Annotated in this window: 12 protein-coding genes and 1 pseudogene; 4 read left to right on the forward strand and 9 right to left on the reverse strand. The window is 47.7% G+C overall.

Annotated features, from left to right (window positions below; translation table 11 throughout):
* Positions 1-14 precede the first annotated feature (14 nt).
* Positions 15-1,004 carry a UDP-glucose 4-epimerase GalE gene (gene galE, locus C161_RS28510; RefSeq protein ID WP_017686840.1) on the reverse strand — a complete coding sequence of 330 codons (990 nt, stop codon included), beginning with the start codon at positions 1,002-1,004 and terminating at the stop codon, positions 15-17.
* A 1-nt stretch (position 1,005) separates the two neighbouring features.
* Entirely contained in the window at positions 1,006-2,187 is a 1,182-nt protein-coding gene (locus C161_RS28515; RefSeq protein ID WP_036674508.1) for a galactokinase, read from the reverse strand.
* A 153-nt stretch (positions 2,188-2,340) separates the two neighbouring features.
* Here C161_RS28515 and C161_RS28520 point away from each other — a divergent pair, with 153 nt between their 5' ends.
* Positions 2,341-3,315, forward strand: coding sequence for an AraC family transcriptional regulator (locus C161_RS28520; protein ID WP_235193973.1), 975 nt, complete (start codon positions 2,341-2,343; stop codon positions 3,313-3,315).
* An 80-nt stretch (positions 3,316-3,395) separates the two neighbouring features.
* On the opposite strand, the gene mgrA is transcribed toward C161_RS28520, so the two are convergent.
* The 6 genes from mgrA to C161_RS28550 all read right to left on the reverse strand — a co-directional run bounded on the left by mgrA (position 3,396) and on the right by C161_RS28550 (position 8,870).
* On the reverse strand, positions 3,396-4,403 hold the full coding sequence (gene mgrA / locus C161_RS28525) for an L-glyceraldehyde 3-phosphate reductase (RefSeq protein ID WP_036674510.1): 1,008 nt from the start codon (positions 4,401-4,403) through the stop codon (positions 3,396-3,398).
* Positions 4,404-4,481: 78 nt separating this feature from the next.
* Positions 4,482-5,222: an NAD-dependent protein deacylase gene (locus C161_RS28530; protein WP_036674512.1), complete on the reverse strand. Its 741-nt coding sequence runs from the start codon at positions 5,220-5,222 to the stop codon at positions 4,482-4,484.
* Between the two features lie 234 nt (positions 5,223-5,456).
* Positions 5,457-6,224, reverse strand: a complete 768-nt coding sequence (locus C161_RS28535; protein WP_036674514.1) for an HAD family hydrolase — start codon at positions 6,222-6,224, stop codon at positions 5,457-5,459.
* Positions 6,225-6,293: 69 nt separating this feature from the next.
* Positions 6,294-7,058 (reverse strand): alpha/beta fold hydrolase, encoded by a 765-nt coding sequence (locus C161_RS28540; protein WP_036616983.1) that lies wholly within the window; start codon positions 7,056-7,058, stop codon positions 6,294-6,296.
* A gap of 94 nt (positions 7,059-7,152) precedes the next feature.
* A complete protein-coding gene (locus C161_RS28545; RefSeq protein ID WP_017686833.1) occupies positions 7,153-7,818 on the reverse strand; it encodes a bifunctional 2-keto-4-hydroxyglutarate aldolase/2-keto-3-deoxy-6-phosphogluconate aldolase in 666 nt (221 codons plus the stop codon).
* Between the two features lie 86 nt (positions 7,819-7,904).
* Positions 7,905-8,870 (reverse strand): sugar kinase, encoded by a 966-nt coding sequence (locus C161_RS28550; RefSeq protein ID WP_036616981.1) that lies wholly within the window; start codon positions 8,868-8,870, stop codon positions 7,905-7,907.
* Between the two features lie 222 nt (positions 8,871-9,092).
* Here C161_RS28550 and C161_RS28555 point away from each other — a divergent pair, with 222 nt between their 5' ends.
* From C161_RS28555 to ilvD, 3 genes and pseudogenes are all read left to right on the forward strand, one after another.
* On the forward strand, positions 9,093-10,133 hold the full coding sequence (locus C161_RS28555; protein WP_036616979.1) for an acyltransferase family protein: 1,041 nt from the start codon (positions 9,093-9,095) through the stop codon (positions 10,131-10,133).
* A 123-nt stretch (positions 10,134-10,256) separates the two neighbouring features.
* A pseudogene (locus C161_RS28560) lies at positions 10,257-10,499 on the forward strand (KGG domain-containing protein); the annotation flags it as partial.
* Between the two features lie 317 nt (positions 10,500-10,816).
* Complete coding sequence (gene ilvD / locus C161_RS28565) at positions 10,817-12,502, forward strand: dihydroxy-acid dehydratase (protein WP_036616973.1); 1,686 nt, start codon at positions 10,817-10,819, stop codon at positions 12,500-12,502.
* An 85-nt stretch (positions 12,503-12,587) separates the two neighbouring features.
* Here the strand turns inward: ilvD and C161_RS28570 are convergent, their stop codons facing one another.
* Positions 12,588-13,991 carry a polysaccharide deacetylase family protein gene (locus C161_RS28570; RefSeq protein WP_036674516.1) on the reverse strand — a complete coding sequence of 468 codons (1,404 nt, stop codon included), beginning with the start codon at positions 13,989-13,991 and terminating at the stop codon, positions 12,588-12,590.
* Positions 13,992-14,136: the final 145 nt, after the last annotated feature.

A 14,136-nucleotide genomic window follows, 5' to 3' on the forward strand; every position in this document is an offset into this window, starting at 1 on the left:
AAGGTGTTCGCCTCCTAGTTTTTTCCGTAGCCGTCAGGACGTGATTGGTGCCAGCTCCAAGCGCTTTGAATAACATCTTCCAGATTGGTCCATTTTGGATTCCAGCCCAGGACAGATCTTGCTTTTGCAGATGAAGCTACCAGCACAGCCGGGTCACCTGCACGACGTGGTTCCTGTACAACCGGAATATCAAGGCCAGTCACTTTTTTGGCTGTTTCGATCACTTGTTTTACCGAGAATCCTGTGCCGTTACCCAGGTTGAACACATTACTGTTCTCACCTTTGCGAAGATAATCTACTGCACGCAGATGTGCATCAGCCAAGTCGCTCACGTGGATATAGTCACGGATACATGTCCCATCTTCTGTTGCATAGTCGTCACCAAACACGGCGATGTGCGGGCGTTGTTTCAATGCTGTTTGCAATACAAGTGGAATCAAGTGACTCTCTGGTTGGTGATCTTCACCAATTTTTCCGCTGTCATGAGCACCGGCTGCATTGAAGTAACGTAGGGAAACGTATTTGATATCCTGAACTTTATCAAACCATGACATCATGCGCTCCATCATCAGCTTTGTTTCGCCGTATACGTTGGTTGGTTCTGTACGATCGCTCTCTTCGATTGGCACTTTCTCAGGCTCACCGTAGGTAGCTGCTGTAGAGGAGAAGACGATGCGGCGTACGTTCGCTGCATTCATCGCTTCCAACAGACAGAGTGTACCAAACACGTTGTTGTCATAATATTTAACCGGGTCTTTCATACTCTCGCCTACGAGTGAGTTGGCTGCAAAGTGAATGACTGCATCGATTGAATTCTCAGCAAACAGCTTCGCCAGAATTTCTTTGTCACGCAGATCCCCTTCATACAACTTACCGCCGAGCAACGCCTCACGATGCCCTGTCTGCAAGTTATCCAGTACAACAACCTCTTCCCCACGTTCCAACAATGCTGCTACCGTATGAGAACCAATATACCCTGCTCCACCTGTCACCAAAATTGCCATTTTACTTCGCCTCCTTCAATTCTTTAACACCATCACCTACACCGCATACATAGAAATCACCTTTGAGACGGGTACGCGCTTCATATGCAGCGCCCACTTCACTTACAAAACGCTCGACATCATTCTCATGCACAAGTGATACGGTACAACCGCCAAATCCTGCGCCAGTCATCCGAGCACCAAGCGTGCCTGGAATCCGCTGAGCTTCTTCAACCATAACGTCCAGCTCATCACAGCTTACTTCGTACAAGTCACGAAGCGATTCATGAGAAGCGTTCATCAGCTTGCCGAAGGTTTCCAGATCGTTACCCTGCAATGCTTCGACTGATGCGAGCACACGAGCGTTCTCTTCCACAACATGTTGTGCACGCTGTCTTACTTTCTCATCCTTGATCTGATCCTGGAGTGTTACGAACTGCTCTGGCGTCAATTGAGCCAGGTAATTCAGTGCAGGCAGCTGTTCCTTTAAGATGGCAAGTGCCTGCTCGCATTGGGAGCGACGTTCATTGTAGGCCGAATCCACCAGACCGCGGCGTTTGTTTGTGTTACCGATGACCAATTTGTAGGAGCCTGTACGGAAAGGAACCTTTTCGTATTCCAGTGTGTCACACATCAGCAGGATCGCATGATCCTGAGCACCGTTTGCGACAGCGAACTGATCCATGATTCCACAGTTGACGCCTACGAACTCATTTTCCGCTTTCTGGGACAAAAGTGCCAGTTGAACCGTATCAATATCCGATACACCCTCCAGAGACTGAATCGCAAATCCGGTGAGTACCTCCAGAGATGCAGATGATGAAAGTCCTGCCCCGTTCGGAATCTCCCCGTGGTACAGGAAGTCATACCCTTTTGTTACATTCACGCCCTTGCCTTGCAGTTCAACCATGACACCAACAGGATAGTCGGTCCATTCTCCGGATTTTTCCTTACCGATGGAGGAAGTGTCTAGTCCCCCTTCATAAGACATGTTCGTGGAAGCCAGTTGCAACTTGTTGTCCTCGCGCTCACGAATGATCAATGTTGTTCCGAATTCAAGTGCTGCCGGAAGCACGTATCCACCGTTATAGTCAATGTGCTCACCGATCAGATTCACACGCCCAGGGGCATGAAATACACGGATGTCCGCTCCACTCTCTCCGTACTTCTCAATAAACTTTTGTTTCAATTCAGTTACGTTCACTGCTGGTGCACCTCGCCTCGTTGTTGTGGTTTTCTTAATGTTATTATATAAGAAAGCGGTGCCTCTTGTAATGCAACCATGTGTGTTTCATATGGATAAATGTGACCTTAAGGCGTATAATGATCGGAGCATCCCGGAAAGAAGGAAACGACCATGTCAGATCAATCCAACCCCAAGAAAGAATCCCTTGCATCTTCTAACGAAAAAATACAGGAATCACCTTCCGGTAAAAGCGGAGCACTCAGTTATTCGGTTGCCTCCAATCCGGTCTATTATGAACAAGGCGCACTGCATGTCCTGTTTGCCGGGGCAAGCCAGACCCTTCCGGGTCACGCCCTCGGTCCTAAATTGTTTGATTATTATCTGCTGCATTATGTAGAAAAAGGAGCGGGTACGTTCCGTACCGAATTGCACACCTACGAGTTATCCGCAGGTGATTGTTTCCTCATTCATCCCGGGCAGCTGGTAAGCTACCAGTCACATGCCCGCAACCCATGGCAATATCGCTGGATTGCCTTCACAGGCAGCCAGGCTGGCCAACATGCCGAGGAGGCGGGATTCCGCCCCGAGAAGTCCGTTTTTCATGCCGGACCCTCTTGTGGAATATCCAATTGGCTATCCGTGATGCAGGATGCTTTTGCCGAGCGCAAAGAAAGCTCTCATTTCACATCACTGGGTACGTTATATATGATTCTAGCCGAAGCACAGAATCACCTTTCGCAGGGCCAAACCTTAATTCCAGGTGAATCCTCCATCCGACGTACGGTGAAACAGATGATTCAATATATGTCTACCCAGTATGCCTATCCTGTCTCCATTGAACAAATGTCTGCGAGTCTCGGGTACAACCGCGCGTATTTATCCCGTATTTTCAAACAGGAAACTGGACTTTCCCCAGTCACGTATCTGCTAAAACTGCGGATCGACAAGTCGCGCCAACTCCTGAGAGAACGCCCGGATCTGTCCATCGAACAGGTATCTGCATCAGTGGGACTGCCAGACGCGCTGTATTTCTCCAAACAGTTCAAACGATTTCACGGTGAAGCGCCTAGCTTGTATCGAGAGAAAATACTGTCCCGTCCACTACATCAGGGGTTACAGAAGAATGCTCAACAAAACAAACGATGAGCAACATAACGGACGGAACACGTACGACAAAAAAAGGTGCATTCCGCCATTATGGCTAAGATGCACCTTTTGCACTTTATTTATTTGTCATCAGGCTCCGGAGACAGGATGGATTCAATCCGTTCCAATTCCTCTGTAGAGAAATCTAGCTGACTGAGCGCAGCCACATTCTCTTCAATCTGGGAAGGACGACTTGCGCCAATCAGCGCGGAAGTTACCCTGCCATTACGCAGCACCCATGAGAGTGAAAATTGGGCCAAACTCTGACCACGGGCTGCTGCAATCTGGTTTAGCGCACGCACTTTGCGGAGCGTCTCTGGAGAGATGTTGTTCTCATTCAGGAATACCGACGGTCCTTTGGCACGTGAGTCTTCCGGGATACCATTCAAGTATTTGTTCGTGAGCACGCCTTGTGCCAATGGACAGAATGCAATACTGCCTGTTCCATACTCATCCAGCACGTCCTGCAAACCATCTTCAATCCAGCGGTCCAGCAGCGAGTATTTCGGTTGATGAATTAACAGTGGCGTACCCAGACTTTTCAGAATTTCGGCAGCCTGTCTAGTCTGCTCTGCGGGATAGTTGGAGATCCCTACATACAGGGCTTTGCCCGAGCGAACAATATGATCCAGTGCCATCATCGTTTCTTCCAAAGGCGTTTCGGGATCATAACGATGTGAGTAGAAAATATCCACATAATCCAGGCCCATACGCTTCAAGCTCTGATTCAGACTGGATACCAGATTTTTGCGTGAACCCCACTCGCCATAAGGCCCCGGCCACATATAATAACCCGCTTTGGTGGAGATCACCAGTTCATCCCGATAAGGTTTCAGATCCTGGGCCAGTACCTGTCCAAATAACTGCTCTGCCGAACCTGCCGGTGGGCCATAATTGTTGGCAAGATCAAAATGTGTAATACCCAGATCAAATGATCGGGTAATCATATTACGGCCATTCTCAGCATTATTGATACCGCCAAAATTATGCCACAGCCCCAGTGAAATCGCTGGCAGTTTCAAACCTGAACGTCCAACGCGGTTATATTTCATCGTTTCATAGCGAGTATCGCTTGCTACGTAGACCATTATGAATCCCTTCTTTCCCCAGGTTCCGCCTCTTGTATCCGGTCTATGCCGGAGAATGCGGTTATTCAGTCCATACGTTCAACCAAGAAGCTGGTCCACAATATTCATTACCTCACCAATCGGCTCTGTAATCAGCAAATCAGCCCTGCTGTCGTAAGCGGTAGGTTTAGCGTTGAGCAGAACGGTATGTTTTCCCTGAAAATACGTAATTAACTGGGCCGCCGGATATACCGTCAGTGACGTGCCTCCCACGAGTAACAGATCTGCAGAAGACAGTGCATCAATGGAACGATACAATGTCGTCTGATCCAGCTCCTCTTCGTACAGCACCACATCCGGTTTGATCACACCACCACATGTGGTACAGCGAGGCACGGTATCTTTGGACTGTATAATATCATTTAGCGTATAAAACTGCTTGCAATCCATGCAGGCATTACGATGAATTGAACCGTGAAGTTCAAAAACATTGCTGCTACCTGCCTTCTGATGTAGTCCGTCGATATTTTGCGTGATCACTGCCTGAAGTTTTTCCGCCTGCTCCAGACGGGCCAATAGTCGATGACACCCATTCGGTTCAGCATCTGGATGAAGCATTTTGCCACGATAAAAATCATAAAAAATATCGGCATGTTGATCAAAAAAATGTCGGCTTAACAACTCTTCCGGTGGATAAGGCGAATGCTGCTCCGTCTGATACAGACCCGCAGCGGAGCGGAAGTCGGGAATCCCGCTTTCCGTTGAAGTCCCTGCCCCTCCGAAAAAAACAATCCGGGAGCTTTCCTGAATCCAGGCAGCCAGTTGTTCTGTTGCGTTCATCCTCTCTCCTCCTTTTATTTACTATATAAATTGAACTAAAGAATATTTACACTGACCACTCCGATGACAGAACAACCTTCCGATCGCTGTTATCCCCAGATTTTTTTTGATTCCTTTCCTAAGGGGAAAATCCGAGGATAAAGGCGAACACTCCGTTTCTTTAGGTTATTTCTGTCCTCTCCATTTGGTGTAAATATTAGTTCAATTTATATAGTCCAATCAGGTCAGGGTGACTTATAAAATAACGCTTATCTCATTATAATGACGAATAATGGCATGGGCATCAACCAGGTGAGATCCTTGATCTAACTGCGGACCGTAACCGAGCGTATAGGATACCTCTGCGTGCCGCCCCATCTGCATATCCCCATTGCTGTCTCCAACTACAACGGCCTCCGCAGGATCGATATGTAATTCACGGCAAGCCAAGAGTGCTGCTTCTCTATCCGGTTTGCCCTGGGTCACCCGATCACAGCCCACAATGGAGGTGAAAAAGGAACGAATCCCCATCCAATCCAGATGTGTTTCTGCTGCCGCTGTACTATCTGAAGTGACGACCGCCAGTGGTATGTCTGCTGCCCTGCATTTCTGCAAGAAATCCAGCAATCCTGACATTGGTTCAGCGGATTTGCGCTCTCTTACCGATCTCATGGCTACACTTGAAAATTGGCGTATCGTTGTGATCGCTTCATTCCATGGTATGCCTGCTGCATATAGCTGCCCGGCAAGCAATCCCGTGCACTCATCCACAGTCGCAATGGCAAGTGGGCCTTGCGGATCATATCCAACAATATGACCTTGCGGATTATGGGTAGTGCCCAGAACATGCTCCCGTTCAACTGTAAATGAAGCTCCGAGTTCATTCATACGTGATTGCAACTGATCCAGTAATGCCTCTGCCCACGGCCCCCATAGCTGGAGGAATTCCAGCAGTGTTCCATCTTTATCGAACAGGATACCTTTACATGGGATCTGCACTCCATTCACTTGAAGCATGGTCATCCATATCACCTCCATTAAGTTATGCTATAAATGCATTCAACCCTTAATGCAGAATAATTAAATCAAAACCTACTTGATGGTACTTAACCAAGCCAGCACCGTCTTGACCGTCTGATTCAGCTGTTCTTCTCCACTCACTTCCGGCTCGCCATCTCCTTTTTGATGACCATAATCACCAAACTGGGCGTGGTTACCACCTTCAATGGTGTAATATACCGTGTCTTCTGGAAGATACATCCGTCCACTCTGATACTTCGTAGCATTCACGACTTCATCTTTAGTACCTAGAATAGATAAAGCAGGTATTCCAAGTGACTTTACGCTCCCTTTTTCATCCGGGTAAGATGCCAAGAAGAAAATCCCGTGAAGTGCATCTGGATGTGCGGCTACATAACGTGCAGCCATGGACCCGCCGAGAGAGTGTCCACCCATAACAAATTGTTCGTCTGGATATGCGGCCAGAATCTCATCTGCCAAGTTTGGCTTAAGCACTGCCAGGTTAACTGGCATCTTGGCAATAATCGTGTGATGACCCGCAGCAGCCAGCTCATGCGCAAGTGGTGCATAACTTTCCGGTTTTACCAGTCCACCAGGATAGAAAAGTACACTTTTCCCAGACGGTTTGTCTGGCACAAAATCAATCCAGTTCTCTTGTTCACTCACTGTCACCGGATTGGCTGTTTCCATGGCCGCTTGGGCTGTTTCCTGTGGACCGTATGGTGTGAATAATTTCCACGCAACAAATCCACATCCAATGACAATGAGCGCCAGAAGTACGAGCAGGAATTTCCCGATGCCCCTCTTCTTGCGCCCTATATTATACCGATTTCTCAACGTTAATCACCTTTCTTCACTTCCGCAGGTGCCGCGGCTCACAGAATTGGGAGCCTTTGTTTATCAGGCTCCCCTTCTACGAATTGAAAAAATATTATTCAGCCTTGGCCTTGCGGTAAGCATCCATATATTGTTCCGCTTTGCGACGGACATGACTCAGGTCACCCGTCTTCACAGCTTCCGATGTCAAGTCGGAGCCGATCCCTACAGCGACTGCTCCACCCTTGATCCAATCCCCCAGATTAGACAAGGATACCCCGCCAGTTGGCATAAAATTCGCCTGCGGCATAGGGCCCTTCATCGTTTTGATAATCGAAGGATCATACAGGTTACCCGGGAACAACTTCACAATGTCCACGCCGAGTTCCAATGCGCGTTGAACGTCAGCAATCGTCATCACACCAGGCAGAATCGGAATTCGATACAGGTTGCAGATCTGAACGGTATCCGGGTTCAGGGAAGGTCCGACTACAAACTCGGCACCCGACATGATGGCCGCTCTTGCCGTTTGCGGTTCAAGCACCGTTCCCGCACCAATAATCGCGAATTTCTCTGGATCTTGTGTGTTCCAATGGTATACACGGCTTAATTTTTCAATGGCTTTGAGTGCACTGGGTACTGTCATCGTAATCTCGATAACTTTAATGCCACCCGCAATCGCTTGCTCGGCCATGGCAATGACTTGATCAGCAGAATCTGCACGCAGAACTGCCACAACCCCATTGTCCGTAATCTTTTGCAACAGCTGAAGCTTCTTCATTTCATTCTCTCCCTTGTCAATGTGGTGGTTGTGTATACAAGCCTTACATTTAAGAACGAAGATGAGCCATATATGATTTAGAGCGACTAACGCTCAACATGGGCAACGTTGTTCAGCTTGGCCTCGACCTGCCCCCACGTCGGGAGCGCCTCCCAATCGCCAACAGCCTGTATAACCATGGAACCGGTCAAATTGCCGAGACGGGTTGCTTCCTGCGGGGAGTATCCTTTTAATATACCCGATAAAAATCCCGCGCAGAATCCATCTCCTGCTCCTACCGTATCCAGAACATTATCCGCCTTAAAGTACGGAACTTCAGTTAGGGTACCATTCGCCAATACGTAGGTCAAATCAGGGCCACCCTTCACGATGCACACAGCATTCATGGCAGATAAACGCTCAAGTACTTTTTGATCATTTTCTTCGTTATATAGAAGTTTCATCTCGTCCAGACCCGGTAAAAAGTAGTCCGCCAGTTCAGCTAAACGCAGTATAACCGGACGGGCCTCATCCGCAGACCATAGTTTGAGACGCAGATTTGGATCAAAGCTTACTTTCACACCTGCCTGTTTGGCAATATGTATGGCAGCCTCTACCGTAGCAAGTCCGGACGGGCTTATTGCTGCCGTTATACCCGTAACGTGCAATATCTTCGCCCCGGCAATATAATCAGGATCCAGATCATCAGGTGTGATCGCACTTGCAGCAGATAGCTTCCTATAATAATGCACCGAGGCTTTCCCGGAAGCGTTCTCACGAATCATTAAACCAGTGGGCTCGTCATCACTTAACCTTACCCGGGATACATCTACGCCTTCACCGCGAATGGCTTTCAGAATCATACTGCCGATCGGATCATTGCCCAAACGTCCAAACCAACCACTGGTATGCCCCAGGCGGGATACGCCAATAGCCAGATTGCTCTCAGCACCCCCGAAAGACTTGTCCAGTGTGGCTGCATATTCCAGCCCTCTTGTATCCTTGGCAGTCAGCAAACCCATACTCTCCCCAAATGTAATAATTTCCGGGCTTGGATAGGGACTCGTTGACATGATTTCTTCCCTCCTTATAGTTACATTCCCTCATCTTCTTTTTCTATTGTCATCCTCTATGCAACCGTTGTCAATCCCGGAGCGTTCATTTTGTTGTCACAGCTTTGATAAAAGATAACGCTTACTAATGTGAATTAAATCACAATAGATAATGCACATCCATATTACCCTTATTACAGATGCAAATGACCTGGCAACCAGGGTCTACAAGGGGGCTACACCATGAAAAATCAGACACTGATCCGGGATGATCAGGAATCTTTCTTTTACAATCTGCGCTTTATGCTTATCGTCTGTGTCCTTGCTGGTAATGCACTTGAACCACTCATCACACGTTTTGCAGGAGCGGAAGCTCTGTTCCTGTGGATATATACGTTTCACATGCCACTCTTTGTATGGGTAACCGGGTATTTTGCGACACACTCACTCCAGGGTGAATCTGGGCGAAATGTCCTGAAGCAGATTGCACTACAGTATGTACTGTTTCAGTCCTTATACGCATTGATGGACTTTACCGTATTCCACACACCCCATATGCGGCTATCCTTCTTTGCACCTTACTTGCTGTTATGGTTTCTCGCGAGTCATTTCTGTTGGCGACTGTTGCTTCGTCTGACGATTTCCTGGAAACCGATATATCGGCTGATTGGATCGATTGCGCTTGGTGTAATTGCCGGGTATTTGCCCATCGACGGGTTCTGGCTCAGCTTCAGCCGTACGTTTGTATTTTTGCCGTTTTTTGTCATCGGTTATGACTATGGAGCAACCATCCGTTCACATTTATTATCCGGTTGGGGGCGAAAAACCGCAGCCATCCTCTCTGCTGCACTGTTGGTATGGATCGGGTATGGGGGTTTGAATATTTCATCCGGATGGTTACTCGGAAGCATGACGTACGCCGAATTGGGTCACCACGAATGGTATGCCGGCATCTTCCGGGTGGGTGTCTACTTGCTGGAAATCGCATCTGCAGCACTGTTCTTGGCTTGGGTACCTTCCTTGACTTCCAGACTGACGGACCTTGGACGACGCACACTCTATGTGTTCCTGCTGCATGGGTTTCTCGTTCGTCTCGCAATCTGGTCCGGAGTCTACAGTTATATGGGAAGCTCGGCGTATATTCCAGTCATACTTGTCATTGCCATACTCTTCGCAGTCACACTGGCTCTGCCGGCTGTACGTCACACGTTCAAACCCGTAATTGAACCGAATATATCCCGATTTTCTTTCAATCGACATGAAGTGTTTAAACGGTCGGCCTAATGCTCTGACGGATCTCTTCACCATCGATTCTATCCTAGTGAATTGTTTCAGGCTGGAAATAAGGTGGTAAATTAGGGATACGCGCTACAAAAAACAACTTATCGTTGTAAGGAGTGATTTGTAATGGCACGTCAACCGACGTCAGAACACAAGATGAGCCGTGAGGAAGCTGGCAGATTAGGTGGCAAAGCGACTTCCAAGAACCATGATCGAAGCTTCTACCAGATGATTGGAAAAAAAGGTGGAGAAGCGACTTCAGATGCCCATGATACTGACTTTTACAAGCAGATTGGTCGCAAGGGCGGAGAAGCAACCTCCGAAACTCATAATAAGGAATTCTATCGTGAGATTGGACGCAAAGGCGGAAGCAACTAATGAATTCCGCTCGCCACATCGAAACATGATCATAGCTTTCCCGCAAATCAAGAAGTCTAATTCCATGAAAATGGTTTGAGGCTTCTTTCTATTGTTTGTAGAAATATGACGACGGTTGTGATAGACTCAATAGAAAAACCGGGTGTTCACGGGTTTAAAGCAGCAAAGAATTTCACAAACTACGGGGAGCTCGACACCGGCATGCCGGTCCTTTTTTTTAGAGTACGGATGAAATTAAACGACAGATGCACTGCCATTTACTTTTCCATTCATGTTGCTCAATATTATATATTTGGGGGGAATACACCATGTCAGCCAAGAAGATGCGTTCCGATATGATCAAAAAAGGTTTTGACCGTGCACCACACCGGAGTTTGCTCCGCGCAGCGGGCGTTAAAGAAGAGGATTTCGGCAAGCCGTTTATTGCCGTATGTAACTCATACATCGATATCGTGCCCGGCCACGTCCACCTTCAGGAATTCGGTAAAATTGTAAAGGATGCTATTCGTGAAGCCGGTGGCGTTCCATTCGAATTCAACACCATCGGAGTAGATGATGGTATTGCCATGGGACACATTGGTATGCGTTACTCGCTGCCAAGCCGTGACATTATCGCGGATTCCGTGGAAACCGTTGTATCTGCACACTGGTTCGACGGCATGGTATGTATCCCGAACTGTGACAAAATTACACCAGGCATGATGATGGGTGCGCTTCGCGTAAACATCCCTACCCTGTTCGTAAGTGGTGGACCAATGAAAGCTGGTCGTGACAGCAATGGTAAGGCTCTTTCCCTGACTTCCGTATTTGAAGGTGTAGGGGCTTACCAAGCAGGTAAAATCGATGATAAGAGCTTGCTTGAACTTGAACAGTTCGGCTGTCCAACATGTGGATCATGTTCCGGTATGTTTACGGCAAACTCCATGAACTGTCTGGCTGAAGCGATGGGACTGGCTATGCCAGGTAACGGAACCATCCTTGCCGTTGCTCCTGAGCGTCGTGAGTTTGTTAAACAATCCGCTACCCAATTGATGGAACTCATCAAAATGGACTTGAAACCACGTGATATCGTAACTGTAGAAGCGATCGATAATGCGTTTGCACTGGATATGGCGATGGGTGGATCTACGAATACAGTACTGCACACGCTGGCACTGGCTCATGAAGCAGGTATCGAGTATCCAATCGAACGTATTAATGAAGTAGCGAACCGCGTTCCGCATCTAGCGAAACTTGCACCTGCTTCCGATCTTCACATCGAAGACGTTCACAATGCAGGCGGCGTAAGCGCAGTGCTGAACGAATTGCTCAAGAAACCAGGCGCAATTCATGGAGACTGCATTACGGTAACAGGTAAAACTATCCGTGAGAACGTTGAAGGAAAAGAAATTCAGGATACAAATGTCATTCATCACCTGGATAACCCGCATTCCGAAAAAGGCGGCCTGGCTGTATTGTTTGGTAACCTTGCACCACAAGGCGCTATCATCAAAGTTGGTGCAGTTGATGCTTCGGTTGGCGGATACCACAAAGGTCCTGCCATCTGCTTTGACTCCCAGGAGCAAGCGCTCGAAGGTATTGCTAACGGCAAAGTAAAAGAAGGACATGTTGTTGTTATCCGTTATGAAGGACCAAAAGGCGGACCAGGTATGCCTGAGATGTTGGCTCCTACTTCCCAGATCGTAGGTATGGGATTGGGTGCCAAAGTTGGTCTGATCACCGATGGACGCTTCTCTGGCGCATCCCGCGGAATCAGTATAGGACATATCTCTCCGGAAGCAGCTGAGGGTGGTCCAATCGCCTTTGTTGAAGAAGGAGACATCATCGAGCTGGATCTGAACAACCGTATCATCGAATTGCACATCAGTGACGAAGAGTTTGAACGTCGTCGCGCAGGTTGGAAAGGCTTTGAACCGAAAGTAAAAACCGGTTACCTGGCTCGTTATTCCAAACTGGTTACCAACGCAAGCAACGGTGGCGTACTGAGTATCTAATTCACTAATAAATAAAGGGTTGCTCTTCTGCCAAATCTGGCGAAGGGCAACCCTTTTCTTTTGCTGGTTGGTGTGATCAGTCCGTTTAGTTCCGCTCTGGCAGTATCTCTTGTTCAATTAACAACGATTCATCTCTGGATTCTTCTACCGTTGCTGCTACCTGCATCGTATGTTGACCGTAACGTTCCAACAGTAAATCCAGCGGCATGGCAATCATCTTGGGTACCAGTTGTTCAGTACGCTGTTTCAAACGTTTGGTTCCTGCCGGGTGGATTACACTTAACAGCAGCTTCAAGTATACTTTGGATGCAGCACTGAACGGTCCAGGAGGCAATTCTTGTATGGTAAATCCGAATTTTTCTGGGCCTCTGTTAATCATACTCACACCGTATATCGCCTTGGCAGAGCGTAACTCAGGTTCGAGTGCCACCATGCGTGCCAAATCCGGCAATTGCTGTTCCATCGTCCGAATCATGCGAATAGCCAAATGCATACTGGAACGTGACGTCACTCCAAGTTCAAACAATTTCTGATTGTCAAAATGCAGTTCTATTACCGGATCTCCATTTTGAATGACATGGCCATCATTCATCTCCACCCGTGCTCCGTGATATACACGTGATCTGAAGTGCAGCATTGGGTCCTCTGGCGAAGCCGTCCGTAGATGATATACCCAGTGGAACAACTTCTCCCAGCCCAGCCATAGGGCAACAACAATTCGTTTCCATAGCTTCAGTGGTGTCTGTAATTGCGTTTTGTTCTGAGATTCGCTCACTATGATACCTCCCATCAACGTATCAACGCGTACGCTTTGCAGGCCTAGCCGTTCGGCTTCCTGTAATACGACTTCCAGCGCCTGAAGCATCTGCTCCGGCGCGTGTGCATCAGCACCAAGGGTCGTTCCTCGATCATGCAGTAGCATGACCTCTCCGCCTCTCAGTTCCTTCAGCATCCGTTCAGTCAATCTCTGGGCACCTACTCGGCTTCTCCAATCTTCAAACATGGAAGACCACAGTACAATCTTTCGTTCTTTCTTGCTGAAAAAATCAAACAAATTCATAATCCCCCACGGTGGACGATAATAACAAGTCTTCACGCCGGTTACTTTATGAATAATCTGACCTGTTCGCTGAATCTGATCGCGAACGGTACGTGGCCGCATGAGCCAGTTCGTCTTGTGAATATAATTATGAATGCCAATAAGATGACCATCCTCATGTATGCGCTGTATGAGTTCAGGATGACTCGCTGCATGTTCTCCAACGACAAAAAATGTGGCTTTTGCTTGATGCTGACGAAGCAGATCGAGCAGTCTTGGCGTATAATGTGGATCTGGCCCATCGTCAAACGTTAATGCAAATTGTGTATCACTTCTTCCCCGTCGAAATACACGAAAACCAAAAAGCCTACTGATCAAACTTGGAATAAAGGCGTAAAAAGATGAAAGATACAATAACCACAGTAGAATACTATGAAGTATCGTTGTCATGTTGCAAGCTCCCCACTTCTCCTGCTGAATTACGGTGCACTATGGCACTATCTAAAATAAACCGCCTTTAATTTTATCATAGTTCAGACTTTTCTTGAATCCTGTTTTCCCAAAAAGATAGCTATCGTGTACAATAAATACAATC

It is taken from the genome of Paenibacillus sp. FSL R5-192 (assembly GCF_000517845.1).
In the GTDB taxonomy this organism is placed as follows: Bacteria; Bacillota; Bacilli; order Paenibacillales; family Paenibacillaceae; genus Paenibacillus; species Paenibacillus amylolyticus.